Origin of the sequence: Ruminococcus sp. NATIVEDY160, from assembly GCF_045819885.1 — a bacterium.
Taxonomy (GTDB): domain Bacteria; phylum Bacillota; class Clostridia; order Oscillospirales; family Acutalibacteraceae; genus Ruminococcoides.
Genome location: NZ_CP162391.1, coordinates 1,719,801 through 1,745,965, shown reverse-complemented (window position 1 = coordinate 1,745,965; position 26,165 = coordinate 1,719,801). Strand labels below are relative to the sequence as shown.

25 protein-coding genes are annotated in these 26,165 nt (G+C 54.4%); 18 read left to right on the top strand and 7 right to left on the bottom strand.

Going from position 1 to position 26,165, the window contains the following annotated elements:
• The first annotated feature begins 7 nt into the window (after positions 1 to 7).
• A complete protein-coding gene (gene uvrA / locus AB1I49_RS08615; protein ID WP_316610273.1) occupies positions 8 to 2,830 on the top strand; it encodes an excinuclease ABC subunit UvrA in 2,823 nt (940 codons plus the stop codon).
• A 118-nt stretch (positions 2,831 to 2,948) separates the two neighbouring features.
• Here uvrA and AB1I49_RS08610 read toward each other — a convergent pair whose 3' ends face one another.
• Positions 2,949 to 4,130 carry a DNA recombination protein RmuC gene (locus AB1I49_RS08610; RefSeq protein ID WP_316610271.1) on the bottom strand — a complete coding sequence of 394 codons (1,182 nt, stop codon included), beginning with the start codon at positions 4,128 to 4,130 and terminating at the stop codon, positions 2,949 to 2,951.
• Between the two features lie 79 nt (positions 4,131 to 4,209).
• The gene (locus AB1I49_RS08605; RefSeq protein ID WP_407720737.1) at positions 4,210 to 5,133 is read right to left on the bottom strand and encodes a S1 RNA-binding domain-containing protein; all 924 of its coding nucleotides are present in this window, start codon (positions 5,131 to 5,133) and stop codon (positions 4,210 to 4,212) included.
• A gap of 113 nt (positions 5,134 to 5,246) precedes the next feature.
• Between AB1I49_RS08605 and AB1I49_RS08600 the strand changes: the two genes are divergently transcribed.
• Positions 5,247 to 6,086 (top strand): HAD family hydrolase, encoded by an 840-nt coding sequence (locus AB1I49_RS08600; RefSeq protein WP_316610592.1) that lies wholly within the window; start codon positions 5,247 to 5,249, stop codon positions 6,084 to 6,086.
• Here AB1I49_RS08600 and AB1I49_RS08595 read toward each other — a convergent pair.
• The 3 genes from AB1I49_RS08595 to AB1I49_RS08585 all read right to left on the bottom strand — a co-directional run bounded on the left by AB1I49_RS08595 (position 6,077) and on the right by AB1I49_RS08585 (position 7,365).
• A complete protein-coding gene (locus tag AB1I49_RS08595) occupies positions 6,077 to 6,376 on the bottom strand; it encodes a helix-turn-helix transcriptional regulator (RefSeq protein ID WP_407720736.1) in 300 nt (99 codons plus the stop codon). The two genes, AB1I49_RS08600 and AB1I49_RS08595, sit on opposite strands and share 10 nt — an antisense overlap.
• Complete coding sequence (locus AB1I49_RS08590; RefSeq protein ID WP_316610594.1) at positions 6,373 to 6,579, bottom strand: hypothetical protein; 207 nt, start codon at positions 6,577 to 6,579, stop codon at positions 6,373 to 6,375. The genes AB1I49_RS08595 and AB1I49_RS08590 overlap by 4 nt, the downstream gene beginning before the upstream one ends.
• Before the next feature lie 570 nt (positions 6,580 to 7,149).
• Positions 7,150 to 7,365 carry a hypothetical protein gene (locus tag AB1I49_RS08585; protein ID WP_407720735.1) on the bottom strand — a complete coding sequence of 72 codons (216 nt, stop codon included), beginning with the start codon at positions 7,363 to 7,365 and terminating at the stop codon, positions 7,150 to 7,152.
• 168 nt (positions 7,366 to 7,533) lie between these two features.
• Here AB1I49_RS08585 and AB1I49_RS08580 point away from each other — a divergent pair, with 168 nt between their 5' ends.
• The gene (locus AB1I49_RS08580; protein WP_316610596.1) at positions 7,534 to 8,382 is read left to right on the top strand and encodes a DegV family protein; all 849 of its coding nucleotides are present in this window, start codon (positions 7,534 to 7,536) and stop codon (positions 8,380 to 8,382) included.
• Between the two features lie 51 nt (positions 8,383 to 8,433).
• Here the strand turns inward: AB1I49_RS08580 and AB1I49_RS08575 are convergent, their stop codons facing one another.
• Both AB1I49_RS08575 and AB1I49_RS08570 read right to left on the bottom strand, forming a co-directional pair.
• Positions 8,434 to 9,165, bottom strand: coding sequence for a YebC/PmpR family DNA-binding transcriptional regulator (locus AB1I49_RS08575; protein ID WP_316610597.1), 732 nt, complete (start codon positions 9,163 to 9,165; stop codon positions 8,434 to 8,436).
• A gap of 21 nt (positions 9,166 to 9,186) precedes the next feature.
• Entirely contained in the window at positions 9,187 to 10,218 is a 1,032-nt protein-coding gene (locus tag AB1I49_RS08570) for a hypothetical protein (protein WP_407720734.1), read from the bottom strand.
• A 460-nt stretch (positions 10,219 to 10,678) separates the two neighbouring features.
• Between AB1I49_RS08570 and AB1I49_RS08565 the strand changes: the two genes are divergently transcribed.
• From AB1I49_RS08565 to AB1I49_RS08495, 15 genes are all read left to right on the top strand, one after another.
• Positions 10,679 to 11,563: a YicC/YloC family endoribonuclease gene (locus AB1I49_RS08565; protein WP_407720733.1), complete on the top strand. Its 885-nt coding sequence runs from the start codon at positions 10,679 to 10,681 to the stop codon at positions 11,561 to 11,563.
• A gap of 13 nt (positions 11,564 to 11,576) precedes the next feature.
• Positions 11,577 to 11,828, top strand: a complete 252-nt coding sequence (locus AB1I49_RS08560) for a DUF370 domain-containing protein (RefSeq protein ID WP_316610600.1) — start codon at positions 11,577 to 11,579, stop codon at positions 11,826 to 11,828.
• Positions 11,821 to 12,381 carry a guanylate kinase gene (gene gmk, locus AB1I49_RS08555; RefSeq protein ID WP_316611522.1) on the top strand — a complete coding sequence of 187 codons (561 nt, stop codon included), beginning with the start codon at positions 11,821 to 11,823 and terminating at the stop codon, positions 12,379 to 12,381. Before AB1I49_RS08560 ends, gmk begins: the two co-directional genes overlap by 8 nt.
• Positions 12,382 to 12,405: 24 nt before the next feature.
• The gene (rpoZ, locus tag AB1I49_RS08550; RefSeq protein ID WP_316611521.1) at positions 12,406 to 12,612 is read left to right on the top strand and encodes a DNA-directed RNA polymerase subunit omega; all 207 of its coding nucleotides are present in this window, start codon (positions 12,406 to 12,408) and stop codon (positions 12,610 to 12,612) included.
• A gap of 3 nt (positions 12,613 to 12,615) precedes the next feature.
• Positions 12,616 to 15,054: a replication restart helicase PriA gene (gene priA, locus AB1I49_RS08545; RefSeq protein ID WP_407720732.1), complete on the top strand. Its 2,439-nt coding sequence runs from the start codon at positions 12,616 to 12,618 to the stop codon at positions 15,052 to 15,054.
• A gap of 87 nt (positions 15,055 to 15,141) precedes the next feature.
• Positions 15,142 to 15,621, top strand: a complete 480-nt coding sequence (def, locus tag AB1I49_RS08540) for a peptide deformylase (RefSeq protein ID WP_316611011.1) — start codon at positions 15,142 to 15,144, stop codon at positions 15,619 to 15,621.
• Positions 15,618 to 16,535: a methionyl-tRNA formyltransferase gene (gene fmt, locus AB1I49_RS08535; RefSeq protein ID WP_316611518.1), complete on the top strand. Its 918-nt coding sequence runs from the start codon at positions 15,618 to 15,620 to the stop codon at positions 16,533 to 16,535. Before def ends, fmt begins: the two co-directional genes overlap by 4 nt.
• A gap of 12 nt (positions 16,536 to 16,547) precedes the next feature.
• A complete protein-coding gene (gene rsmB / locus AB1I49_RS08530; RefSeq protein WP_407720731.1) occupies positions 16,548 to 17,882 on the top strand; it encodes a 16S rRNA (cytosine(967)-C(5))-methyltransferase RsmB in 1,335 nt (444 codons plus the stop codon).
• Complete coding sequence (gene rlmN, locus AB1I49_RS08525; RefSeq protein ID WP_407720730.1) at positions 17,879 to 18,916, top strand: dual-specificity RNA methyltransferase RlmN; 1,038 nt, start codon at positions 17,879 to 17,881, stop codon at positions 18,914 to 18,916. The genes rsmB and rlmN overlap by 4 nt, the downstream gene beginning before the upstream one ends.
• Position 18,917: 1 nt before the next feature.
• Complete coding sequence (locus AB1I49_RS08520; RefSeq protein WP_316610436.1) at positions 18,918 to 19,643, top strand: Stp1/IreP family PP2C-type Ser/Thr phosphatase; 726 nt, start codon at positions 18,918 to 18,920, stop codon at positions 19,641 to 19,643.
• 17 nt (positions 19,644 to 19,660) lie between these two features.
• Complete coding sequence (gene pknB, locus AB1I49_RS08515; RefSeq protein WP_316611515.1) at positions 19,661 to 21,742, top strand: Stk1 family PASTA domain-containing Ser/Thr kinase; 2,082 nt, start codon at positions 19,661 to 19,663, stop codon at positions 21,740 to 21,742.
• 2 nt (positions 21,743 to 21,744) lie between these two features.
• Positions 21,745 to 22,629, top strand: coding sequence for a ribosome small subunit-dependent GTPase A (gene rsgA / locus AB1I49_RS08510; protein WP_316610441.1), 885 nt, complete (start codon positions 21,745 to 21,747; stop codon positions 22,627 to 22,629).
• A 5-nt stretch (positions 22,630 to 22,634) separates the two neighbouring features.
• Positions 22,635 to 23,270: a thiamine diphosphokinase gene (locus tag AB1I49_RS08505; RefSeq protein WP_316611514.1), complete on the top strand. Its 636-nt coding sequence runs from the start codon at positions 22,635 to 22,637 to the stop codon at positions 23,268 to 23,270.
• A 253-nt stretch (positions 23,271 to 23,523) separates the two neighbouring features.
• Entirely contained in the window at positions 23,524 to 25,161 is a 1,638-nt protein-coding gene (locus tag AB1I49_RS08500) for a PASTA domain-containing protein (protein WP_407720729.1), read from the top strand.
• A gap of 476 nt (positions 25,162 to 25,637) precedes the next feature.
• The gene (locus tag AB1I49_RS08495; protein WP_407720728.1) at positions 25,638 to 26,123 is read left to right on the top strand and encodes a CarD family transcriptional regulator; all 486 of its coding nucleotides are present in this window, start codon (positions 25,638 to 25,640) and stop codon (positions 26,121 to 26,123) included.
• The last annotated feature ends 42 nt before the right edge of the window (positions 26,124 to 26,165 follow it).

Sequence of the window (26,165 nt, the reverse complement as noted above, 5' to 3'; positions counted from 1 at the left end):
AATAGCTATGTCACTTGAAAAGATTATTGTAAAAGGCGCGAAGGAACACAACCTCAAGAATATCGACGTTGAGATCCCGCGCGAAAAGCTCGTTGTTATCACGGGACTGTCCGGCTCGGGCAAGAGCTCGCTCGCCTTTGACACGATTTACGCCGAGGGTCAGCGCCGCTATGTCGAGAGCCTTTCGTCCTACGCTCGAATGTTCCTCGGCCAGATGGACAAGCCGAACGTAGAGAGCATAGAGGGACTTTCGCCCGCGATTTCAATCGACCAAAAGACGACCTCCAAGAACCCGCGCTCGACCGTCGGAACCGTCACGGAGATATACGACTATCTGCGACTTCTTTACGCGCGGATAGGCGTGCCGCACTGTACGGTCTGCGGCCGCGAAATACGCCAGCAGACGGTTGACCAGATTGTTGACAAAATCATGGCGTACCCCGTGGGAACCAAGATACAGGTTATGTCGCCTGTGGTTCGCGGAAGAAAGGGCGAGCACGCCAAGGTTCTCGACAGCGCGAGAAAGGCGGGCTTTGTCCGCGTGCGCGCCGACGGTATCGTCTACGATCTGCAGGAAAAAATTCCTTTAGAGAAAAATAAAAAACATAATATAGAGATCATCGTCGACCGCCTTGTCATCAAGCCCGAGATATCCTCGCGGCTTTCGGACAGCATTGAGACCGCGTCAAAGCACAGCGGCGGCATCGTCATGGTGAACTTCGGCGACGAGGACGTGATATTCTCGCAGAAGTACGCCTGTCCCGACCACGGCGTCAGCATCGACGACCTCACCCCGCGAATGTTCTCGTTCAACAATCCCTTCGGAGCCTGCCCAAAGTGCACGGGTCTGGGCGTTTTTCTCAAGATAGACGAGAACAAGATAATTCCTGACAGGAATAAAAGTATAAAAGACGGCGGTATCAAAGGCGGCGGCTGGGCGATGGAGGGCAGCACGATCGCGGCGATGTACTTTGACGCGCTCGCTCGTAGATACAAGTTCTCGCTGAGCACGCCGATACGCGACCTGCCCGACGACGTTGTTGATAAGATCCTCTACGGCACCGGTGACGAAAGTCTCACCCTGCACCGCCGGTCCGTCTACGGCAGCGGCACCTACGAGCACCCGTTTGAGGGCGTGATAAACAACCTCGACCGCCGCTACCGCGAGACCTCGTCCAACTGGATTAAGGACGAGATCCGCACCTACATGGCGGAGATCCCCTGCGACGACTGCAAGGGCGACCGCCTGAGCCGCGAGAGCCTTGCCGTCACAGTCGGCGGAATCAATATAGCAGATTTCTGTAAAAAGAGCGTTGTCGACGCGATCGACTTTATTCAGTCGCTCGAGCTGAGCGAGAAGGAGCGTATCATCGGCGCTGAAATCATCAAGGAGATCACCGAGCGCCTTAACTTCCTCAAGAGCGTCGGTCTGGGCTACCTGACCCTTTCGCGCAGCGCGGGCACTCTCAGCGGCGGCGAAAGCCAGCGTATCCGCCTCGCGACCCAGATAGGCAGCTCTCTGATGGGCGTTCTGTATATCCTCGACGAGCCGAGCATCGGACTTCACCAGCGCGACAACGAAAAGCTCCTCGGCACCCTCAAGCGCCTTCGCGACCTCGGCAACACGGTGATCGTAGTCGAGCACGACGAGGAGACCATGTACGCCGCCGACTGCATTGTCGACGTCGGCCCCGGCGCGGGTATACACGGCGGCGAGATCGTCTGCACCGGCGACGTGGATAAGATAAAGGCGTGCGGGAACTCCGTCACGGGACAGTACCTTAGCGGCAAGCGCGCCGTGCCTGTACCCGAGGAGAGGCGTAAGGGCAACGGCAAGTTCCTCGAGATACGAGGAGCCGCCGAGAACAACCTCAAGAATATCAATGTAAAAATTCCACTCGGCGAGCTCGTCTGCGTCACGGGCGTTTCCGGCTCCGGCAAAAGCTCGCTGATCAACGAGATACTGTACAAGACGCTCGCACGCGAGCTGAACCGCGCCAAGACGATTTCGGGCAAGCACAAGGAGCTGCGCGGCGTCGAGAACCTCGACAAGGTGATCGAGATCGACCAGAGCCCGATAGGCAGGACTCCGCGCTCGAACGCCGCGACCTACACGGGACTGTTCACGGATATCCGCGCGCTCTTCGCCACAACTCAGGACGCAAAAATGCGCGGCTTTGACCAGAGCCGCTTCTCGTTCAACGTCAAGGGCGGCAGGTGCGAGGCGTGTCAGGGCGACGGCATAATCAAGATCGAGATGCACTTCCTTTCGGACGTCTACGTACCCTGCGAGGTCTGCAAGGGCAAGCGCTACAACCGCGAGACCCTCGAGGTCAAATACAAGGGCAAGAGCATTTCGGACGTGCTCGACATGACTGTCGAGGAAGCGATGGAGTTTTTCGCGAACCTCCCGAAGCTCTACCGCAGACTAAAGACGCTCTACGACGTAGGTTTGGGCTATATCAAGCTCGGTCAGCCCGCAACTACGCTTTCGGGCGGCGAGGCACAGCGCGTCAAGCTCGCAACGGAGCTGTCGAAGCGCAGCACTGGCAGGACGATATATATTCTCGACGAGCCGACGACTGGACTGCACATCGCCGACGTTCACCGCCTTGTGGACGTGCTGCAGATGCTCGTTGAGGGCGGAAACACGGTCGTTGTCATCGAGCATAACCTCGACCTGATCAAGACTGCCGACCATATTATTGACCTCGGCCCCGAGGGCGGCGATATGGGCGGACAGATCATCGCGCAGGGCACACCCGAGCAGGTGGCGCAGAACCCCGATTCGTTTACGGGACAATATCTTAAACCCTTGCTGCAGGAGTAAAATATTTTTTAATAGAAAAAACGGAAAGGCTTGACGCTTTGTCAGACCTTTCCGTTTGATTTTTTAATCGGGTGCGGGCAGAGCCCGCCCGCAATTTTCCATTTTTCATTTTCAATTTTCAATTTTCAATTCCCTCGTCCGTGCCTACCTTCGCGAGCTGCTTTTGCATCTGTCTTGTCCTGACTCCGACGAGGTTGTCAAGCTCTTTGTTCGCCTGGTCGAGCCGCGTCTGAGTCTTTTCGAGAACATCAGCAAAGCTGTCAAATTCCTTCTTGACGCTTCTTAGTACGTCCCAAACCTCCGCGCTGCGCTTCTGAACCGCGAGGGTGCGGAAGCCCATCTGCAGCGCGTTGAGCAGAGCCGCCATCGTGCTCGGGCCGGCAATGCTGACCTTGTACTTGTGCTGTAACTCTTCAACCATTCCGCGGTTGACGACCTCGCTGTACAAGCCCTCAAACGGCAGGAACATCACCGCGAAGTCGGTTGTGTGCGGCGGGTCGATGTACTTGTCGTGAATGTCCTTCGCTTCATTGCGGATAGTGCCGAGCAGAGCCTTCTCGCAGACCTCGATCTGCGCCTTGTCGCCGCTTTCAACGGCATCGCGGAGAGCAAGGTATGTGTCGCCCGGGAACTTCGAGTCGATAGGCAGGTAGATGAATCCGCCCTCGTCAGCAGGCAGCTTAACGGCGAACTCGACGCGGTTGCGCGAGCCCTGCTTTGTCGCGGCATTTTCCTCGTACTGGGTGGGAGAGAGGATTTCCGCAAGAATGCTTCCGAGCTGGATTTCGCCGAGAATACCCCTCGTCTTGACGTTCGAGAGCACCTTTTTGAGGTCGCCGACGCCCACCGCGAGGTTTTGCATCTCGCCCAAGCCCTTGTATACTTGCTCGAGCCGCTGACTGACGAGAGAAAAGCTGTTGCTGAACTTCTCGTCCAGGCTCTTGTTGAGCTTTTCGTCGACAGTGCTGCGCATTTCGTCAAGCTGACGGGCGTTGTCAGTCTGAATCTCGTTGAGCCGCTTTTCGACGGTATCACGGATCGAGTTAAGGCTGCGCTGATTTTCCGCTGCAAAGCCCTGAAGCCTTTGCTCGAGCATACCGCCCATCGCGCCGACAGAGTTCTGGGTCTGCGCGGTCAGTTCCTGCCGCAGCTCGCTCTGCTGCCGCGAGATATCGGCGCTGATCTGCCGCGCGAGATACTGTTCGTCGACCTTGTTCTTATTCGATAAAAGAACTATGACAATCAGCGCCGCAAGCAAAATAACGGCGGCGATTCCGATAACAAGAAGTACCGTTTCCATTTCATCAACTCCTTGCTCATATCATACCACAGAAGGGTCGATATTTCAAGTGAGCATAGGGCAGTATATCGGACAATGCTCAGTCGAATACGCTCTCAACGTGTTTTTTGCAGCCCTCGGGCGAGTATAGAAAGCGGTCGATGTGCCTTTCCTTGCAGAAGTACTCGGGCGGCTTCGGATTGTACTTATAGTCAAAGGTGTCGATGATGATCAGCTTGATTTTCATTTTCTCGGGGATAATGCTCTTGATGTACACGCTCGCCTGCTGACCCGCCTCAACTCCGTCTCTGCTCTCCGCAAGACCCGCGAGGTTCGGAGCGAGCTCAACGAACGCACCGTAGTGCTCTACGCTGCGCACAATTCCCGATACCGTCTCGCCCGCGCGGAAGCGCGCCGCGTTCTGTTCCCACGTGCCGAGAAGCTCCTTGTGGCTTAGGCTGATCCTGCCGTTTTCCTTTGAGCGCACCACCGCTCGAATGTCCATTCCGACAGAGAACCTCTCCTTCGGGTGCTCGATACGCGACACGGAAATCGCGTCGATCGGCATAAGCGCGACGATACCGCAGCCTATGTCCGCGAACGCGCCGAAGCTCTCGAGGTGGGTGATTTTCGCGTCAACCACGTCGCCTTTTCTGAGTGACGAGATAAAGCTCTCCATGCATTTTTTCTGGGCGTTCTCCCGCGAAAGCACGGCGTATTCCGCGCCGCTCCGGTCTGTGCGAAACTCCGTCACCGTAAAGCACACGGGTCGGTTGACACGAGATATGATCGCGATATCCCTGACGCTGCCGTCGCGGATACCGAGCGCGCCGTCCTCTCTGGGAATCACTCCGCGCATACAGCCGAGGTCGACAGTGAGGTTGTGAGCGGCGTCGCACATCACGGCTCTCGCCTCCAGCACATCGCCTGTCTGAGCCGCCTCGTGCAGGTGCTTCGGCGAGCTCATTTTATGCAAATTCGAGGGGTCGGCGGACAGCCTGCCCTCGGGCAGATATTCTGACATTTTATTACCTCCGTCATATTTTCTTACAAAACAGGATATGAATTTTTCGTCGGAGATATGATTGCATTCGGCGGCATGATGTGCTATTATTTGAATGGAAGGGAGTGCTAAACATGTCCGAAAAAACGATCGTCGCCATCATGTACGACTTTGACCGCACGCTTTCGACGCGCGATATGCAGGAGTTCAGCTTCATTCCGCGGCTCGGAATGGACAGCGCGGAGTTCTGGAGCTTCGCAAACGATCTCGGCACACGCGAGCACATGGACTCAGTCCTCGCTTATCTCTACGCCATGGTGCGCATGTCCGAACAGCGCGGCATACCTCTTCGCCGCAGCCAGCTCGTCGAGATGGGCAGAAGCGTCGAGTTTTTCGACGGGGTAGAGGACTGGTTTGACCGCGTGAATGTCTTCGGGCGCGAGTGCGGAGTGATGGTCGAGCACTACATTATTTCCTCGGGAATGAAGGAGATCATCGAGGGCACCAAAATCGCGGATAAGTTCCGCTCGATCTTTGCCTGCGAGTTTCTCTACGACTCCTCGGGCAAGCCCGTCTGGCCGAAAACCGACGTTAACTACACAAACAAGACCCAGTTTGTATACCGCATAAACAAGGGAGTGCTCGACGTTGAGAACGACCTCGACCTCAACCGCTCGATGCCCGACGACAGCAAGCGCGTGCCGTTCTGCAACATGATCTACATCGGCGACGGACTGAGCGACGTGCCGTGTATGAAGATGATGAAGGCCTACGGAGGCTACTCTATCGCGGTCTATCAGGACAGGAAGAAGGTTGAAGCGCTCCTCGAACGCAACAGGGTGGATTTCATCTATCCTGCCGACTACCGCGAGGGCAGCGGTCTTGACGTGACCGTGCGCAACATCATTCGTAAAATGGCTATCAGCGACGTGCTCTTCCACGAGAACGCCGCCCAGAAGCGCGGTCAGGAGTGATAATAATACGCGATCTTGTGCAGCTTGTATTTCGCCGCCTTGATGTGGCGCGAAACGGTTGATTCCGAGAGGTTAAGCTCCTCGGCTATCTGCTTCTGGGGTTTGCCGTTTATGTAACCGAGCATGCAGGCGAGCTGCTTCTTGGTTAGCGAGCCGTACATAGCCTTAGTGAGGACTTTACACATTCTCCTGCGCTCGGCGCTGTTGTCAGAGCCGCGGCTGTACATTGAGTTCATCATTCCGTAGCGGTTCTCGTTCTCTGAGTTGATGTGATAAACCTCTGTTCTCACGCTGCGTCACCGTGCCTTTCTCTGAGCAGGGCAGCGGTTTCCATGCATTCGCGGAAATAAACGCGGAACTTTGCGATTTTGCGGTCAAGCTCCTTTTTGCAGGAGGGCGAGGCGGCTTTCCGCTCTGACTTGAGTTTATCTATCACCTTGGCAAGCTCGTCCGCGGTGCTTTTATATTCATTTGACCATGCAAGATAATTCATTATTCGTCCTTCCTTTTGCAGTGAATTATTCGTTACTATCTTTTCGTTCAGGTTTTCCGACGGGGCGTTTCGAAATCCCTGTAATTCTATTATAACCCATAATTTCGGAAATTGCAAACAAATGTTCGAATAATTTCGAAAAAAATTCAGATTCGATATAATCGTGTGCTGAATTTCTGTATAAGAATTATAACCCGTCAAAATACCGAACACTTTTTTGTATCATTTGCCGATAGGCAAAATTCAAAAACCATGAATTTGAGGTTTTATCAAAGAATTCCGAAAAATACTGTACAAAGTTTGTGTCGAAATTATGTGCAACCTGTCATTTCTCCTGTCTAGAAAAGACAAATCCGTCATTTTCCCCTTGAAAATGACGGAATTTTTTTGTATAATAGTAGTCAGAAAATCATTCAAACACCGCATAAACACTGAGCTTTTGGGTCAGTTTGGTGATTTTTCCAAACTTCGGTAAAATGCAATGCTCTTAATGGGACATTCATTTTCATAAAACACACAATCGCGAGGCAGACCGTCTGATGATGGTCTGCTTTGCGTTTTAAACGCCTTTTACTTCCGGAGGGCAAGCGCGCGCTGACAATAAGAGTGTTCGTTTTCTTCTTTGTTTTCTTCTTCGTTTTCTTTTTCTTTTTCGTCTTCTTTTTCTTCTTGTATGCGATCGCATGCGGCCGTAGAATGCTTTTGTTTTGCACGCAAAATAAAGAGTGTTCTTCTTCGTTTTCTTTTTCTTTTTTGTCTTCTTTTTCTTCTTGTATGCGATCGCATGCGGCCGCATACGCTCGTAGAAGCAATAGTTTAATTGCATATCAATATGCAAGAAAAAACGCGTTTGCAAAAAAATATGCAATTTATAATTTTGTACTTGTAAAATCTAACGAAGAATGTTAAAATAAAACTGTGCAAAATACCACAACTTAATAGGAGGATAATATTATGAAGGTAAAAATCATTTCAGACAGCACAAGCGATTTATCGCCGGAGCTTGTCAAAAAATATGACATCAGTATCGTTCCGCTATACGTGGTGATGGGCGACAAGATCAGAAAGGACGGTATTGAGGCAACTCCCGAGGACATTTACGAATATGTTTCACAGAGCGGCAAGCTGCCCAAGACCTCCGCGCCGAACCTCAACGACTTTCTGAGCGCCTTCCGCAACTGGCGCAATCAGGGATATGAAATAGTCCATTTCAACATCAGCTCCGAATTCTCGAGCTCTCACGCGACCGCCCGCATGGCTGCCGAGGAGGTAGGCGGCGTTGAGGTCGTCGACACGCGCAACCTTTCAACAGGCTCGGGACTTGTGGTTTTACACGCCTGCGAGATGGCTGAAAACGGCGCGTCGGCAAAGGAGATCGCCGAGGAATGCCGTGCGCTGACAGGCAGGGTAGAGGCGAGCTTCGTTGTTGACAGCATCGATTATCTCCACAAGGGCGGACGCTGTTCTTCCGTTGCTGCTCTCGGCGCAAACCTGCTCAAGCTAAAGCCCTGTATCGAGGTAACTGAGGGCAAGATGCAGTCGGGCAAGAAGTTCCGCGGCACGATCGACAGGGTGATCATCAACTATGTGACAGAGCGCCTGCAGAACCGCGAGGACATCGACAAGCACCGCATTTTCATCACCCACACTCGCTGCTCTGAGGACACCGTAAACGCCGTCCGCGACAAGATCAACGAGCTGCAGCCGGGCTTTGACGAAATCCTCGAGACCACCGCGGGCTGCACCGTAACCTCGCATTGCGGACCCGGTACTCTAGGCGTGCTGTTTATCCGCAAGGCGTAATACCAACAAAAAAAGCCCGGACAATCGTCCGAGCTTTTTTCTATACTAGAATTATTCTTCCCAGTTGTGCCAAACGTTCTGGATATCATCATTATCCTCGAACATATCGAGCATCTTCTGCATCTTGACAGCAGCGTCCTCGTCCTCGATCTTTGTGTAGGTATCGGGAACCATCTCGATTTCCGCGGAAACGAAGGTGTAGCCGAGCTTCTCGAGGTCATCTCTTACCGCGCCGAAATCATCGGGCTCGGTGTAGATGGTGAAAACGTCCTCGTCAGCCTCAAAGTCAGCGGCGCCGACCTCGAGAGCGTCTGTCATAACGGCGTCCTCGTCCTTCTCAAGATCCTCGCGCTCGATCACGAGCACGCCCTTGCGCTGGAACATAAAGCCTACGCAGCCCTGTGTACCCATGTTGCCGCCGAACTTGTCGAAGTAGTGTCTGACCTCGCCCGCGGTACGGTTGCGGTTGTCGGTCAGCGCCTCAACGATAACCGCGATGCCGCAGGGACCGTAGCCCTCGTAGGTAACAGCCTCGTAGTTGGTGGAATCGCTGTCGTTGGCAGCCTTCTTGATGATTCTCTCGATGTTGTCGTTGGGCACGTTAGCCGCCTTAGCCTTTGCGATGGTATCGCGCAGCTTGGAGTTTACGTTAGGGTCAGCGCTTCCGCCTGTCTTGATAGCAACGATCAGCTCTCTGCCGATTTTGGTGAATACCTTAGCGCGGGCAGCGTCGTTCTTACCCTTTTTCTGTTTGATTGTGCTCCATTTGTTATGTCCTGACATGAAATCAATCCTTTTTCTATATTATTCAGCCTCAGCCGAGGTAGCGGTTCCCTCTTTTACGAACGGGAAGCCGTTGATATACAGGGTGTCGCCGTCGGACTGGTAGGTGATGTCCATCGAGCTGTCCTTGGTGTAATAGAAGTGCATGGTGATCGAGGTGTCGTTGACGTCGTAGATACCCTCGATCGTGTAGTCAATCGTCATGTTCGCGCCGGTGTACATATTCATCTGGCTGACGTTCTCGTGATAAGTAGCTGTGCCGTCCTTAGAGAACTCATAGCTGAGGTCATAGCCTTCCTGATTGAATATCCACTTGCCCTGGATCGACTCAACGGGAGTGAAGTCGTTCTCGCGCTTGATTTCGGGAGCGGAGTAAGAAGCGGAAGTCATCTCGATAGTCGCCGACTCGTCGGAAGCGGTCGTGAGGGTGAGCTTTCTGCCTGTGAAGGCGTTGCCGCTTACGTTGACCTCGTACTCGCCGTAGGGCAGGAAGTTGTAGCTTGTGATAAGGTCTGTGAGCTCCATGGTCATAACGGACTTGCCGTCGTCATTCTTGTGTACCTCGTAGGTGCCCTTGCTGGTGACGGTACCGATGGTCGCCTTGACCTCGCTGCCGCTGAAGGTGAAGTAGTAGTCTACGTCGACATTCTCGACAGCCTCGTCGCTGGTGGCATCGGAAGCGAGCATGGGAACCTGTCTTACATAGTGCCATGTGCCGTCAAGACCTGTGTTGAAGAACAGTCTGATCACGAGAGCCGCGAGAGCCACGACGATAACGATGCCTGCTGCGATGAGCACGGGCTTCATGATAAGGCTCTTCTTTTTGGGAGCTTCGGCGGGAGCGTCAGCCTCAACCTCGGCGAGCTCTTCGCCAAAAGCGGTATCTGCTTCTGAGATCACCTCTGCGGATTCCTCAGCTGCTTCCTCGGCAGCTTCCGCAGCGTCCTCGGCTGCTTCGGTAACTTCCGCCGCAGTCTCGGCAGCTTCCGCTTCGGTATTTGTTACATTTTCTTCGGAAACGGTTTCATTGTTGAATTCCTTATTTTCGTCCAACTTTTAATACCTCCTTTACAATCTTACCCTCTATAATACTACTTTTAAACACAAAAATCAAGTTTTTTAAATCGCGTACTAAAGGTTTTTTATATTGGAAACGTCTGAGTTTCGCGGGAAGTGTTCAGCTAACTCTGACTGCACCTTTTCTTACTGAGAGATTGATATAATTCCGACCGCTCTTGCTGAAAGGTTTGATATTTCTGTCACCATTTACGCGGGAAGTGTTCAGCTAACTCTGACTGCACCTGTTCTATTTAATTACACCGATAATAAACAGACTGAAAAAATATAAATCGGAGCGAAAGCGACCCTTAATTTTTCATTTTCAATTTTCAATTTTCAACTTACAAAAAACGGTTACAATTCGGTTACAAAACCATTGCCAAAACACCATTGCGGTGGTATAATATATAGAATACGAAAAGAATAAAAAATTCTGGTGAAAGGAAGTCTTAACATGATACATTCAATGACAGGCTTCGGTCGCTGTGAAACTGAAATAAACGGACGTGAAATCTCTGTTGAAATCAAGAGCGTGAACCACCGCTATTTCGAGTTCAACTGCCGTACTCCGCGAGCCTACAGCTTTCTTGACGAGAAGCTCAAGAGCTATACATCGACCCGCGTGTCAAGAGGCAAGATAGATATGTTCGTATCTGTCGGCGCGAGCGACGAGGTCGCTTCCGAGGTCGCTGTGAACCACCAGCTCGTGGCGGGATATCTCGCGGCAATGAAGGAGATCAGCGAGACCTACGGCGTAGCCGACGACGCTACGGCGGTATCGTTATCGCGGTTCCCCGACATATTCACGGTTCACAAGGCGGCTGAGGACGAGGAACAGATAACAGCCGACGTTCTGACAGCGACGGCAAAGGCTCTCGACGCGTTTGTGGCGATGCGCGCCGCCGAGGGCGAGAAGCTCAAGGAAGATATTCTCGGCAGGACAGAAACCATTCTTTCTATCGTCTCAGAGATCGAGGAGCGTTCTCCGCAGACCGTGAAGGAGTACGAGGAGCGTCTGCTCGACCGTATCCGCCAGACGCTCGACAGCTTCAGCGTCGAGATCGACGAGCAGCGCGTGCTCACAGAGGTAGCGCTCTTCTCAGACAAGGTCGCGGTAGCCGAGGAGACCGTCCGTCTGCGCAGCCATATCGACCAGCTTCGGGAGTTCCTCGACAGGGACGAGCCCGTAGGCAGAAAGCTCGATTTCATCATTCAGGAGATGAACCGCGAGGCGAACACCATCGGCTCCAAGGTACAGGACGCCGTTCTCGCCCACAAGGTCGTCGACATCAAGAGCGAGATCGAGAAGATCCGCGAACAGGTTCAGAATATCGAGTAAAGGCAGAAGGAATATGAAATTAATAAATATCGGCTTCGGCAATCTCGTAAGCTCCGACAAGCTGATCGCGGTAGTCGCGCCCGACGCGGCGCCCGTCAAGCGAATCGTGCAGGAGGCGAAGGCGAGCGGAATGCTCATAGACGCGACCTGCGGACGAAAGTGCAAATCGGTGCTTGTGAGCGAGAGCAACCATGTAGTGCTCTCGGCGGTATCCTGCGAGACTATCCAGAACCGCGCCGAGGAAAGTGAGGAAAAAGATGACTGATCAAAAGGGAAAGCTGGTGCTCTACTCAGGCTCCTCGGGAGTCGGCAAGGGCACGATTCTCAAAAAGCTCATGGAGCTTGACGAAAACGTCTGTCTCTCCGTGTCCGACACAACACGCGAGCCGCGTGAGGGAGAGATCGACGGCGTTCACTACAACTTCGTCACCCGCGATAACTTCAAGGAAAAGATCGCTTCCGGCGGTTATCTCGAGTACGCGGAGTACTGCCACAATTTCTACGGCACGCCCATTCAGCAGCTCAGAGACCTGCTCGACGAGGGCAAGACCGTATTTCTCGAGATTGAGGTTGAGGGCGCTTTGCAGGTAATGAAGAAGTACCCCGATATCCTCAGTATCTTTGTGTTACCGCCGAACTTCGAGACGCTCGAGCGCAGGCTCAGAAGCCGCGGCACAGAGGACGAGGCGACGATCGAAAGGCGGCTCGAGAAGGCTAAGGAAGAGATCGGCTGCCGCAGCAGATACACATACAACGTAATCAACAACGACCTCGACACAGCAGTCAAAGAGGTTTACGATATTATTCACGCGCAGTAACGGCGCACGAAAGGAGAAATCACCATGCATAAGGTTAATGTAGACGATTTATTTGAGGGCAAGCAGAGCAAGTACGCTCTGGTTGTAGGCGTTTCAAAGAGAGCCAGAGAGATCACCGAGGTTTTCGAGCGCGACGGCGTCGTCACAGAGGAGAAGCCCGTGCTGATGGCTATTGAAGAAATCAAGAACCACGAGATTGACCTCGTTGAGCCCGACGAGGACGAAATCTAAGGAATGGAAACGCTTTTGGCCGTCTCAGTGGCGGTTGAAAATACCACATTTTCCTTTGACCGCGAATTTGACTATCTCGTACCGCCGCGTATGGCGGACGAATGCGCGGTCGGCAAGCGCGTTCTGGTACCCTTCGGCAGAGGCAACCGCCGCCGTCAGGGTATTGTGACCGGGCTGCACTATATCGAACCCGACGAAAAGCTCAAGGAGCTGCTCTCGGTGCTCGACACAGAGCCGGTGCTCTCAGAGGAGCTGCTCGGAGTCGCGCGTTTCATGAAGGAGCGTTACTTCTGCACCTTCTACGACGCGGTAAAGACAATGCTGCCCGCGGGGATAAACTACCGCCTGAGCACGGTCTACAGCGTCCGCGCCGAGGACGGCGGCACGATCCTCGACGAGGAAAAGCAGCGTATCTATAATTATATCTACTCAAAGCGCAAGCCTGTCCGCCTCGAAAAGCTGATGGACGACTTCGCGCTGACGGACAGCCGCGTCCCCGACGAGATGGTACAGGACGGACTGCTCTACAAGTCCGAGGAAGCCTTCCGCAGGGTAAACGACGCGGTAACGAAGATGGCGGCGATCGCGCCGAACTGCGACCTCTCCGCTCATAAGCTCACGCCGAAGCAGGAGAGCGCGGTAGAGCTGCTGCAGATGGTCGGCGCGGCTCCCGTCAAGGAAGTCCGCTACTACACCGGCGTCAGCTCAGCGGTGATCGACGCTCTTGTCAAGAAGGGCATAGTCGTCCTCTTTGACGAGGAGGTTTTCCGCATAGGGGACAGACAGCCCGACGACAGCATCGGCGAGCTTGTTCTGTCAGACGAGCAGAATCAGGCTTGCAATAATCTCTATAACGAGTACCGCGACGAAAATCCTCATGTCAGCCTGCTCTACGGCGTAACGGGCTCGGGCAAAACGAGTGTGTTCATGAAGCTGATCGAGCGCGTGCTCGGCGACGGAAAGGGTATCATCGTTATGGTGCCCGAGATATCGCTCACGCCGCAGTTCGTAGCCCTGTTCACAAAGCGGTTCGGAGATAAAATCGCTGTTTTCCACAGCGCGCTCTCCCTAGGCGAGAGGCTCGACGAGTACAAGCGCGTCAAAAAGGGACTGGCGCAGATCGTTATCGGCACGCGCAGCGCGGTTTTCGCGCCGTTTGATAACGTCGGTCTGATAATCATGGACGAGGAGCAGGAGTACAGCTACAAGTCCGAAAGCTCCCCGAGGTACCACGCGCGTGAGATTGCGATGTACCGCTGCTTGCGCGATAAGGCGCTGCTGATATTGAGCTCGGCGACCCCGAGCGTCGAAACCTTTTACTACGCCCGGACCGGGCGATATTCCCTCAATGTTCTGAATAACCGCTACGGCGAGGCAAAGCTGCCCGACGTGATTACGGCGGACATGAACCTTGAGGTGCAGTCAGGCAACACCACGGGATTTTCCCAGGTGTTGCTCGAACATCTTGAAAGCAACCTCGAGCACGGACGTCAGAGCATATTGCTGCTCAACCGCAGGGGTCACAATTCCTTTGTCACCTGCACCCACTGCGGCGACAGTGTGACCTGTCCGAACTGCTCGATTTCGCTCACCTACCACATACGCAACAACCGCCTGATGTGCCACTACTGCGGCTATTCGGTGCCGTTTTCGGGTGAGTGTCCGACCTGCCACAGCAACACGCTGCGTCTCGGCGGCACAGGCACCCAGAAGGCTGAGCGCGACATAGCGGAGATCTTCCCGAACGCGCGTATTTTACGAATGGACACCGACGCGGCTTCGTCAAAGGCGAGCTACGAGCGCATGATTTCGTCGTTCTCGAACGGCGATTACGACATTCTCGTCGGCACCCAGATGGTCGCGAAGGGACTTGATTTCCCGAACGTGACTCTTGTCGGCGTGCTCAACACCGACCACGCGCTCTATGCCGACGACTACCGCAGCTACGAGCGCGCGTTTTCGCTGCTAACTCAGGTAGTCGGCAGAAGCGGCAGGGGCAAGGACAAGGGCGTCGCGGTGATACAGTCCTACACGCCCGACAACCTGATTATCGGCATGGCGGCGCGTCAGGACTACGCGGCATTTTACGACACCGAGATAAAAATGCGCGAGATGATGCTCTATCCGCCGTTCGCGGATATCTGTCTTGTCGGCTTTGTCGGCGCAAACCAGCAGCTCACACTACGCGCGGCGGCAAGGTTCCTCGATATCTTCGTAGGGCTTGCGCAGAGCGAACACAGCAAGCTGCCACTCCGCATTCTCGGCCCGTCGCCGGCACTTGTTGTCAAGGTGAGCAATAAATACCGATACAAGCTGATAATAAAATGCAGAAACAACCGCGAGTTCCGCGCGCTGATGTCAGACGCGCTGCTCAACTTCGGCGGGGAGAAGGAGTTCCAAAAGGTGACCGCCTACGCCGACATGAACGCGCTGGTCTGTTAATTGAAAATTGAAAGTGGAAAATTGAAAATTTCGGGCGGGACACCCGCACCCGATTTTTATTCACAACTATAAAACCAAGGTGATACTATGGCTATCAGAAATATTGTTAAGGACGGCGACCCGATTCTCAAGAAGCGCTGCCGTCCCGTTGAAAAATTCGACAACAAGCTCGCCACCCTTCTCGACGACATGGCAGAGACCATGCACAAGGCTAACGGCGTAGGTCTTGCGGCTCCGCAGGTCGGAATGCTGCGCAGAGTCGTCGTTATCGATATCGGCGAAGGCGTGATAGAGCTTGTAAACCCCCAGATCATCGCGTTCAGCGGCGAGCAGGAGGGTCTTGAGGGCTGCCTGTCCTTCCCGGGACAGTGGGGCATCACAAAGCGCCCCGAGTACGTCAAGGTCAAGGCTCAGGACAGAAACGGCGATGAGTTCACCCTCGACGGCAGAGAGCTGCTCGCAAAGGCGTTCTGCCACGAGATCGACCACCTCAACGGCGTTGTGTTCAAGGACGTCGCCGAGCGTATCCTCACACCCAAGGAAGTGGAGGAAATGGAGAACTCATGAGAATAGTTTACATGGGCACTCCGGATTTCGCGGTGCCTGCCCTCGAAAAACTGGCGGCTTGCGCCGAGCATGCCGTCGCCGGCGTTTTCACCCAGCCGGACAAGCCTCAGGGCAGAAAGATGATTCTCACTCCGCCGGACGTAAAGGTCTGCGCACAGAAGCTCGGCATTCCCGTTTTTCAGCCCGCGAGCATGAAGTCCGAGGAGGCTCTTGATTCTCTTAAGGAATTAAATCCCGATGTAATCGTTGTCGCGGCATACGGTCAGATTCTGCCCAAAACCGTCCTCGACCTGCCGAAATACGGCTGTGTGAATATCCACGGCTCGCTTTTGCCCAAATACCGCGGCGCGGCACCGATACAGCAGGCTGTCCTCGACGGCGAGGCTGTCACGGGCGTTACGACCATGCTCATGGACGTAGGGCTTGACACAGGCGACATTCTCCTGACCGCCGAGACGCCGATCGGTGAGAACGAAACCGCGGGCGAGCTGTTTGACAGACTCGCAATCCTCGGCGGCGAGCTTATCATTGAAACTCTCGACAAGCTCGAGCGCGGCGGGATAACCCCCGTAAAGCAGGACGAATCCCTCGCGACACATACATCAAAAATCGACAAAAGCCGCTGTCCGCTCGACTTTACAAAGCCCGCGGCACAGCTTCATAACCAGATAAGGGGACTCTCTCCGTGGCCTGTCGCGACCGCTCAGATAGGCGGCAGGCGGCTTAAGATCCATTCCTCGCGCCTGAGCGACCTCAGCGGCAAGCCAGGCACAGTGCTCAGTGTAAAGCCGTTCGTCGTTGCCTGCGGCGAGGGTGCGCTCGAAATCACAGAGCTGCAGCCCGAGGGCAAAAAGCGAATGACAGCCGAGGCGTACCTTCTCGGTCACCCGCTGAACATCGGAGATACTATTTAACAGGGAGATATTATGGCGAATCCACGTAACGTTGCGCTGAACGTACTGCTTAAAATTGAACAGGAACAGGCGTACTCGAACCTCGCGCTGTCGAACGCGATACGCGAGAGCCGTCTCAGCGGAGTGGACAGCGCCTTTGTTTCCGCCCTTGTTTACGGAGTGCTCGAGCGGCAGATTACCCTCGACTACATCATCAAGCAGTACTCTAAAATTCCTTTAAGGAAAATAGAAACAAAAACAAAGCTGATTCTCCGCATGGGAGTGTACCAGCTTCTCTTTATGGATAAGGTGCCCGACAGCGCCGCTGTCAACGAGAGCGTCAACCTCGCGAAGAAGCACAGGTTACAGAAGTCCTCGGGCTTCATCAACGGCATTCTGCGCAGCATTTCACGCGCCGAGGTCAGGTTCAGACTGCCCGACGATAAGGACAAGATATATTATTACAGCATAAAATACTCCGCGCCGCAGGACTTAGTGCGGCTGTGGATTAATTCTTACGGAGAATTAAACGCCGTCGCAATACTCGAATCCCTCAGCGGCAGACCGCCGATCTGCGCGCGCGTAAACACGACCAAGACCGACGCCGGCAGCCTGATTGCCCTGCTCGAAAAGGAAGGAGTAAAGGCTGAGAAAATCGCCTTTCTGCCCGACGCGCTTTATTTAAGCAACACGGGCGCGATAGAGAACCTCAGAGCTTTCCGCGACGGACTGTTCCACATTCAGGACGCGTCCTCGCAGCTATGCGTCAGCTTCCTTGACCCTAAGCCGCGCGAGCTAATGCTCGACGTCTGCGCTGCGCCCGGCGGCAAGAGCTTTACGGCGGCGGAACTCATGAACGACAGGGGAAAGGTGCTCGCCTTTGACCTCTACGACCACAAGGTCAGGCTGATGGAGAGCGGCGCAAAGAGGCTCGGGCTGGGCTCGGTACGCGCTTCCGTCCGTGACGCGGCTGTGGGAATGCCGCTGCCCGTCGCCGACAGGATTCTCTGCGACGTTCCGTGCTCGGGACTGGGAATCCTCTCGCGAAAGCCCGAGATCCGCTGCAAGGACGGGCTTCTGACCGTGGATCTGCCGCAGCTCCAGTACAAAATCCTCGAGCACAGCGCAGAGTATCTCGCTTCGGGCGGCAGGCTTGTCTACTCTACCTGCACGCTCAATCCTCGCGAGAACAACGAGATCGCCGCGAGGTTCCTATCACAGCACCCCGACTTTGAGGGCGTGCCGCTAACTCTGCCCGACGGGGTTGAGAGAGCCTTCGACGAGCAGGCATATGAAATAACGCTCATGCCGCACAAGGCGCACACCGACGGCTTTTACTGCGCGGCGTTCACAAGGAGGTCACGATGAAAACCGACCTCAAATCCCTCAACTTCGACGAGCTGACCGCGCTGATAACGGAAAACGGATTTCCGAAGTTCCGCGCGCGTCAGGTTGCGGACTGGCTCAGAAAGGGAGCCGTTTCCGCAGATGAAATGCGCAATATACCCTCAGATTTGAAAAATTATATACAGAATTATTGTTACATTTCTGTTGCAACTATTGAAAAAAAGTTTGTTTCAAGGTATGATAAAACAGTGAAGTATCTTTTTGCCTTTGCCGACGGAGAGTGCGTTGAATCGGTGGTCATGCACTACCGCCACGGAACGTCTGTCTGCATATCCACACAGGTGGGCTGCAAGATGGGCTGCACCTTCTGCGCGACGGGCAAAAGCGGCTTTTCGCGCTCGCTGACAGCGTCCGAGATGCTCGCCCAGATAGAGGCGGCACAGCGCGATTCAGGCGAGAGGATATCGAATATCGTGCTCATGGGAATGGGCGAGCCGCTCGACAATTACGACAACGTCGTGCGTTTTATCCGCCTTGTCAATTCAGAGGACAGCCTCAACATCGGCGCGCGGCACATAACGCTCTCGACCTGCGGACTTGTGCCGAAGATCTACGCGCTCGCAAAGGAAGGGCTGCCGATAAATTTAGCGGTGTCGCTGCACGCGCCGAATGATGAAATCCGCGCGCGGACGATGCCCATTGCGAAGGTATACCCGATGGACGAGCTTTTGAAGGCATGCCGCGATTATTTTGACACTACGGGCAGGCGCGTGACGTTTGAGTACGCGATGATCGACGGGGTAAACGACAGCGACGAATGTGCGCGCGAGCTAGCTCTTAGGCTCGGCGGCATGAGCTGCCACGTCAACCTCATTCCCGTAAACACCGTTGAAGGCACGGGCTACAGCAAAAGTAAACTCGAAAGACAGCAGTCTTTTGTCAATATTCTGGAGGGCAGGGGTATTGCCGCGACCGTGAGGAGAACCCTCGGCAGCGACATCAACGCGTCCTGCGGCCAGCTAAGAAGAAAACATTTGAAAAAGGAGGATAAATAACTTGGAAGTATTCAGCAAAAGCGACATCGGTCTTGTCAGAACACAAAATCAAGATGACTTCCGCTTCGGAGTTATTTCTCCCAGCTGCGTTTGGGCGGTCGTCTGCGACGGAATGGGCGGCGCCAACGGCGGCAACATTGCCAGCGCCACCGCGGTTGAGTATATCAGCACAAAAATCACATCACTCTACAAGGCCGACATGACAAAGGATCAGATCGGCGAGCTCATGGCTGAGATCGTCATGGAGGCGAACAAGGCGGTGTTTGAGCTGCAGTCAAAGGATCCCGAGCTTGCGGGCATGGGAACCACCTGCGAATTTGTCTTTGTCAAGGACACCACGGTTCACGTAGTCCACGTCGGCGACAGCCGCACCTACGCTATCCGCGGCGGCAAGATCAAGCAGCTCACCGAGGATCACTCCGTTGTACAGGAGATGGTACGCCGCGGCGAGCTCACCTACGAGCAGGCTCAGCACCACCCCAACAAGAATTTCATTACCCGCGCGCTGGGAATCAAGGAATCTCTCAGACTCGACTACATCGTGGCGAACTTCATCTACGGCGACGTGCTTCTCATCTGCACCGACGGACTCTCGAACCACGTCACCACCGGCGATATCGTCAAGATCTGTCATGAAAACCGCGGCGACAGTCTTATCAACAAGCTGGTTGACTGCGCCAAGGCGGACGGCGGCAGCGATAACATCACCGTCACCGTGATTTACTGAGAAAGGAAGGCGTAGAAATGGATAAGTACATCGGAAAGCGTCTTGACGGGCGCTATGAGATTCACGAGCTAATCGGCGTCGGCGGCATGGCGAACGTCTACCGCTGCAACGACACCGTGGACGACCGCGAGGTCGCGATCAAAATCCTGAAGGACGAGTACCTCAACAACGAGGAATTCATCCGCCGCTTCAAAAACGAGTCAAAGGCTATCGCCATGCTCTCGCACCCGAATATCGTAAAGGTATACGACGTGAGCTTCGGCGATATGATTCAGTATATAGTAATGGAGTACATCGACGGCGTAACTCTCAAGGAGTACATCGAGCGCCAGGGCATCATCGAGTGGAAGGACGTGCTCCATCTCACCACCCAGATACTCAAGGCATTGCAGCACGCGCACGAGTGTGGCATCGTTCACCGCGACATCAAGCCGCAGAACATCATGCTGCTGCAGGACGGCACGATCAAAGTAACCGACTTCGGCATCGCGCGCTTCTCCGACAAGGCTACGCGAACAATGACCGATCAGGCAATCGGCTCGGTTCACTACATCGCGCCCGAGCAGGCGAGAGGCGACGTTACCGACGGCAAGACCGACATCTACTCCGTCGGCGTAATGCTCTACGAGATGCTCACAGGCAAGCTGCCCTTTGACGGCGACAGCGCTGTTTCCGTCGCCCTCATGCAGCTCCAGTCCGTGCCCAAGCGTCCGCGCGAGGTCAACCCCGGTATTCCGATAGGACTTGAGCAGATCACAATGAAGGCAATGCAGAAGCAGCCGTCCGACCGCTATACCTCAGCCGCCGAAATGCTCAGCGAGCTCGAGCGTTTCCGACTAAATCCCTCGGTAGTATTTGACTACGGCAATTCCTTTGTCGACAACGAGCCCACAAAGTACGTTTCGAACATCAAGGACAGACCCAAGGACGAGGGCAACGGCGTAAACCGCTTCAAGGTCGAGGACGAGGACTTTGAGGAAGAGGAGAACGTGATCGTCGAGCACGGCGCAATGTTCTATGTTGTCAAGGGCGTGCTCATCGCGGCGATAACCGTATGCGTTGTGTTCTTCGCGCTCGCGCTGATCCAGGCGTTCCAGTCGGGACAGACAAAGGACGTAGAGGTTCCCGACTACGTCGGCAAGACGCTCGTTCAGGCGAAGGAGGACAACCCCGAGAACTTCGTCTTTGAGATAAACAGCAAGTACGACGAGAGCAAGGAGATCGGTACGATCATCGCTCAGGAGCCTGCTGCAGGTTCGATGAAGATAAAGTCCGGCTCGACCATCACCCTCACAGTCAACGGCACCGACACCGAAATGAGCGTACCCTTCGTCACAAACTACAGCGAGAGCGAAGCCGTGCGTGCGATGAAGGACAAGAGCCTCATGCCTCAGGTCGTCTATGTTGAGAACACCAAGACCCCGAAGGGCTATGTAATCGACACCTTCCCCGCGGCGGGAGCCAAGGAGACCATCGGCTCCACCGTTTATATCTATATCGCAAACGGCGCGCGCGCCGAGACCGCCGAGATCCCCGCGATCATCGGCTCGACCCTCAGCGACGCCCAGTCAAAGCTCAACGAGCTCAACCTCACTGTCGAGGTCACCTACAACGACGAGAGCAAGGAGCCGAAGGACACCGTAATCGCATCGTCACCGCTGCCCTACGGCAAGGTTGACAAGGGTACGGTTGTAACCCTCATTGTCAGCTCGGGCAAGGGCGACAAGCGCAGCGTCGAGGTTTATGTCGACCTGCCCACAAACGTCGAGGGCTCGGTTGAAATGACCGTAATCGTCGACGGCGCGATCGACTCATCGCAGTCAAAGACGCTCATTCCCGCGTACAACAGCACCTGCACCCTCAAGTTCGAGGGCAGCGGCACCTCAAACGTCGTGGTTCAGCTCGACGGACAGGTTTACCGCGAGTACACTATCGACTTCTCGCAGGCGGCTGTCACCAATACAGTCACCCACGAGTACAAGGCTCCCACCCAGCCCGCAACAGAAGCGCCGGCAACAGAAGCGCCCGTAACCGAGGCGCCCGTAACCCCGACCGAAGCTCCTGTTGACGACGGCTCGGGCGACTACGTGATCTATTGAGTATGAAGGAGCTTTCGGGAGTTCTGATGAAGTCCGTCGGCGGCTTTTACTACGTCCGCTGCGACGGCGAAATGTATGAATGTAAGGCGAGAGGCAGCTTCCGCAAGCGCGGCAGCTCGCCTGTCGCGGGCGATCGGGTACGGATTACCGTGCCCGACGACGGCTTTTGCGCCATTGAGGAGATCCTTCCGCGCAAAAACAAGCTCAAGCGACCCGCGCTAGCGAATATCGATATTCTTGTTATCGTCTGTTCGACCGTCGATCCGCTTCCGAACTTCGCGGTTATCGACAAGATGACGGCGGCGGCGGTCAACAACGGAATGCAGCCCGTGATCGCAGTGTCGAAGAACGACATCAAAAACGGCGACGAGATCGCGGACATCTACCGCGGCAGCGGCATAGAGGTCTTTCAGCTCTCGCCCGACAGCAGAGAGGAGGCTGACGCGCTGCTCAGTCTTTTGCGCGGCAAGGTCAGCGCCTTTACGGGCAACAGCGGCGTCGGCAAGTCCACGCTGCTCAATATGCTCTTCCCGGGTCTTGAGCTCGCAACGGGCGAGATCAGCGACAAGCTCGGCAGAGGTCGCCACACCACGCGCGTGGTTGAACTGTTCGAGGAGAACGGCTGCCTTGTTGCCGACACTCCGGGCTTTTCGACGGTTGATTTGCAGCGCTACGAGATGATCGACAAGGACAGGCTGCAGTACTGCTTCCCCGAGTTTGAGGAATATCTCGGACAGTGTCAGTTCACGTCCTGCGCGCACACCTGTGAAAAGGGCTGCGCAGTCCTCGAGGCGGTACGCGAGGGCAGGATCCACCCGTCCCGCCACAAAAGCTACGTCGCCATGTACAACGAGGTCAAGGATCTCAAGCCGTGGCAGTTTAAGTGATTCTGATGAAATGTTACATAATCGCGGGCGCGCCGTCGCCTGACATTGAATTTATAAGAAACGAAATACCGCAGAACGCCTTTGTGCTGTGCGCCGACAGAGGCTACTCATACGCGAAGGCGGCGGGCGTTTCCCCGTCGGTTATCATCGGGGACTTTGATTCCTGCGCCGACGCTCTGCCCGATACGGCAGAAACTATCACCCTTCAGCGCGAAAAGCTATACACCGACACGGTTCACTGTATTGACAACGCGCTCCAAAAGGGGTATGATGAGATGGTGGTTCTTGCCGCAACGGGCGGCAGGCTCGACCACACCGTCGCGAACCTCTACGCCCTTGAGTATGCCGGCTCAAGAGGCGGCAGCGTGACCCTGCTCTCCGAGCACGAGGAAATCCGCCTGCTCACCGAAGGAAAGCATTCCTTCGAGGGTATGGACGGGCTGACCTTTTCGCTGTTTCCGCTTGGCTGCGGCTCAGTCACGCTCTCGATTAAGGGCGCGCACTATCCGCTCGACAATTACGTCTACGAGAGCCGCAATCCTGTCGGCGTATCGAATATTTTTGAGGGCGAGAGGTGTGAAATCGAGGTTCACAGCGGCAAGCTGCTGATGATAATCAATCGCGATGACCGCTGGATATAATTCTAAAAACGAAAATAACAAACGGTTACAGACCGCGCCACACAGGATATTGATGTTTTTCTGCTGAATGAAATTTTTCGGCGGAAAATATGGGCTTTTGCCGGCGCGGACGGCCGTTTTGACAATAACAAAAATGTAATGAAAATGACATCTATAAATCTTGAAAAGAAATATAGTAGTATGCTATAATTCAAGTTGGAATGATAGAAATGTTTGGATTGTGAAGTTTTAACAGTATGGAGTGAATAGAAGTATGGCATTGTGCATGGGATGTATGCAGGAAATCGGCGACAGACGCTTCTGTCCCGAGTGCGGCTTTGATAATGCGGAAAAACAGCAGGCACCGTTCCTTCCTTACAGAACGGTGCTCGCGAACAGATACATAGTAGGCGCAGGAATCGACACCAACGGCGAGAGCACCCGTTATCTCTGCTACGACAAGCAGACGGGCGACATCGCGATCGTCGCGGAGTTTCTCCCCGTCGGACTTTTCAGCAGAGCCGAGGGTGAGACCGAGGTTCGCGTTAACTACGAAAACCGTCTGGTTTACAATAAGCTCAAGGACGACTTTATCAACTACTACCGCGTAGTTGCCGATCTGCGCGAGCTTTCGGCGCTGATGAACGTCCACAATATTTTTGAGGAAAACAACACCGCCTACGTGATCGAGGACAGCGAGGACTACATTCCCTTTGAGGAATACGTCGAGCGCAGCGGCGGAAGTCTTGACTGGGACGTTGCGCGTCCGCTCTTTATGCCCGTCATTTCCGCGCTCGAGGCTCTCCACAAGAGAGGCGTCGGTCACTACGCGATCTCACCGAAGAATATGTACATCACCTCGTCGGGCAAGCTCAAGATCTCGGGCTTCGCGACCGAGAACGAGCGCAAGCGCGGCACCTCGCTCAAGAGCCAGCTCTTTTCGGGAGCAGCGGCGCCCGAGCAGTACGAGGTAGCCTTTCCGCTCGACGATATCACCGATATCTACGGCTTGTGCGCGACTCTGTTCTACGCGCTGACGGGTCACCTGCCCAAGGCAGCTCCCGAGCGTCTCAAGGACAGCCGCCTTCTCATGAGCACCACCACCGTCAAGAAGCTGCCGCCTCACGTTGTGTCGGCGCTTGCCAACGGTCTGCAGGTTGAGCGTGAGAACCGTATCACGGATTTTGACGAGCTTCGCTCACAGCTTTCCGTAGCACACACTGCAAAGGCTATCCAGGACGAGATCTCGCGCACGGCGAGCATGAATATCTCGCGCTCCGAAAAGGAGCAGAAGAGCCGCAACGGCATGTCCCGCGTTTCGATCGTGATTATCGCGGCGGCAGCGACGTTTGTTATCCTCGGCATCGCGGGCGCTATCCTGCTTATGCAGAACCAGAATCCCTTCCTGGGAATGTTCGGCGGCAACCAGAACGCCACCCAGGAGTCGACCCTGAGCACAGAGTGGACAGGTCCGACCGTTCCTAACTACGTCGGCATGACATACGAGGAAGCGGTCAAGGCAGCGGGCGGTAGCACAGGCGTAACGCTCATGCGCGCTTATTCCGACGAGCACAGTGACAGCTACAAGGAAGGCGTCGTTATGGCTCAGAGTCCCGCGGCAGGCTCAAAGGTCAGCCAGGACGGCAACATCGTCGTAAGCGTAACCGTCAGCAAGGGCGCCCAGATGCGCGAGCTGCCCAAGATCGAGGGACAGTCGCTCGACCAGGTTTCGTCCGATATCGCGGCGCAGGGTCTGCTCGCGTCCGCGGAGTACTCCTACAGCGACAAGTACGCCGAGGGCAGAGTTATCGGCTACAAAAATCATCAGGTGGGCGATACTGTCGAGTACGGCACCAATATCACCATCATCGTGAGCAAGGGCAAGGAGCCTACGGCAACCACCGCTCCGTAAAATTTCATTGATTTTTTCAGAGGCAGCGATTTATTCGCTGCCTTTTTTGTACCAAACAGTTTCGTCACAAATTAGTACGCAAATTGTAAAAACTGCACAATTTATCACACTTTTCTTTTCCCTGTCAAAACGAAAAATGTTGCAAATGCAACTGAAACTGCTAAAAGGATTGTGTATAATATAAGTGTCAAATGACAATGAACGGAATATGCGCCGCTCTCTTTGTTTTTTAGGTGATTTATTTAGGAGTTCTGATTTTAACATTTACAATTTGCGGCGCGTATTTCGTCCTTACGATTTATTCAGATTATTCCTTCTATAACCCAATATACCCCCGAAAGGCAACCGAGTTTTCTCGGTTGTTTTTCTATGTTTAATTGCCGAAAAAACCTCTCCTTAATTTTGTCTATTCTGCCTATGACAAAAAATTTCATAATATGATAAAATAATAACAAAAGGAAGGGGAGGACTGCCATATGTTTTCAGTAGGTCAGACCGTGCTTTACGGGGCGAACGGAGTGTGCCGCATCGAGGAAATAACCACGCGCCGCGTCGGTTCCTCGGAAATGGAGTACTACGTCCTCAAGCCCGTCCGGTCGGACTGCTCCACGGTCTTTGTGCCGACCGGCAACGATACCCTTGTGAGCCGCATGCGCTTTGTAAAGTCCGCTGATGAAGTGCGCGCGATCCTCGACGACAGGACGTTCTCCATCGACTGGATCGACAACAAGAACTTGCGCGCCGAACGCTTCCGCGGGATCATCTCGGGCGAGGACTGCCGCGAGCTTGTCGCGCTGGTAAGACTTATTCACGCCCGCGCAGCGGCTGTGACCGCTCAGGGCAAGCGGCTCCACATCTCCGACGACCGCATTCTCAGAGAGGCTGAGAAGATGGCCGGCGACGAAATCGCAACGTCGCTCGGCGTCACAAGAGAAGAGGCGATCGCGCTGATTCTCGGCTAAAAACTCGTTTAACACTCCCGGATCGGGAGTGTTTTATTTTTC

What these genes read in the sequence shown, in the direction of transcription:
- uvrA (WP_316610273.1), top strand. Translation starts at nt 8, where the DNA reads ATGTCACTTGAAAAGATTATTGTAAAAGGCGCGAAGGAACACAACCTC.
- AB1I49_RS08610 (WP_316610271.1), bottom strand. Translation starts at nt 4,130, where the DNA reads ATGGAAACGGTACTTCTTGTTATCGGAATCGCCGCCGTTATTTTGCTT.
- AB1I49_RS08605 (WP_407720737.1), bottom strand. Translation starts at nt 5,133, where the DNA reads ATGTCAGAATATCTGCCCGAGGGCAGGCTGTCCGCCGACCCCTCGAAT.
- AB1I49_RS08600 (WP_316610592.1), top strand. Translation starts at nt 5,247, where the DNA reads ATGTCCGAAAAAACGATCGTCGCCATCATGTACGACTTTGACCGCACG.
- AB1I49_RS08590 (WP_316610594.1), bottom strand. Translation starts at nt 6,579, where the DNA reads ATGAATTATCTTGCATGGTCAAATGAATATAAAAGCACCGCGGACGAG.
- AB1I49_RS08585 (WP_407720735.1), bottom strand. Translation starts at nt 7,365, where the DNA reads ATGCGATCGCATACAAGAAGAAAAAGAAGACAAAAAAGAAAAAGAAAA.
- AB1I49_RS08580 (WP_316610596.1), top strand. Translation starts at nt 7,534, where the DNA reads ATGAAGGTAAAAATCATTTCAGACAGCACAAGCGATTTATCGCCGGAG.
- AB1I49_RS08575 (WP_316610597.1), bottom strand. Translation starts at nt 9,165, where the DNA reads ATGTCAGGACATAACAAATGGAGCACAATCAAACAGAAAAAGGGTAAG.
- AB1I49_RS08565 (WP_407720733.1), top strand. Translation starts at nt 10,679, where the DNA reads ATGATACATTCAATGACAGGCTTCGGTCGCTGTGAAACTGAAATAAAC.
- AB1I49_RS08560 (WP_316610600.1), top strand. Translation starts at nt 11,577, where the DNA reads ATGAAATTAATAAATATCGGCTTCGGCAATCTCGTAAGCTCCGACAAG.
- gmk (WP_316611522.1), top strand. Translation starts at nt 11,821, where the DNA reads ATGACTGATCAAAAGGGAAAGCTGGTGCTCTACTCAGGCTCCTCGGGA.
- rpoZ (WP_316611521.1), top strand. Translation starts at nt 12,406, where the DNA reads ATGCATAAGGTTAATGTAGACGATTTATTTGAGGGCAAGCAGAGCAAG.
- priA (WP_407720732.1), top strand. Translation starts at nt 12,616, where the DNA reads ATGGAAACGCTTTTGGCCGTCTCAGTGGCGGTTGAAAATACCACATTT.
- def (WP_316611011.1), top strand. Translation starts at nt 15,142, where the DNA reads ATGGCTATCAGAAATATTGTTAAGGACGGCGACCCGATTCTCAAGAAG.
- fmt (WP_316611518.1), top strand. Translation starts at nt 15,618, where the DNA reads ATGAGAATAGTTTACATGGGCACTCCGGATTTCGCGGTGCCTGCCCTC.
- rsmB (WP_407720731.1), top strand. Translation starts at nt 16,548, where the DNA reads ATGGCGAATCCACGTAACGTTGCGCTGAACGTACTGCTTAAAATTGAA.
- rlmN (WP_407720730.1), top strand. Translation starts at nt 17,879, where the DNA reads ATGAAAACCGACCTCAAATCCCTCAACTTCGACGAGCTGACCGCGCTG.
- pknB (WP_316611515.1), top strand. Translation starts at nt 19,661, where the DNA reads ATGGATAAGTACATCGGAAAGCGTCTTGACGGGCGCTATGAGATTCAC.
- rsgA (WP_316610441.1), top strand. Translation starts at nt 21,745, where the DNA reads ATGAAGGAGCTTTCGGGAGTTCTGATGAAGTCCGTCGGCGGCTTTTAC.
- AB1I49_RS08505 (WP_316611514.1), top strand. Translation starts at nt 22,635, where the DNA reads ATGAAATGTTACATAATCGCGGGCGCGCCGTCGCCTGACATTGAATTT.
- AB1I49_RS08500 (WP_407720729.1), top strand. Translation starts at nt 23,524, where the DNA reads ATGGCATTGTGCATGGGATGTATGCAGGAAATCGGCGACAGACGCTTC.
- AB1I49_RS08495 (WP_407720728.1), top strand. Translation starts at nt 25,638, where the DNA reads ATGTTTTCAGTAGGTCAGACCGTGCTTTACGGGGCGAACGGAGTGTGC.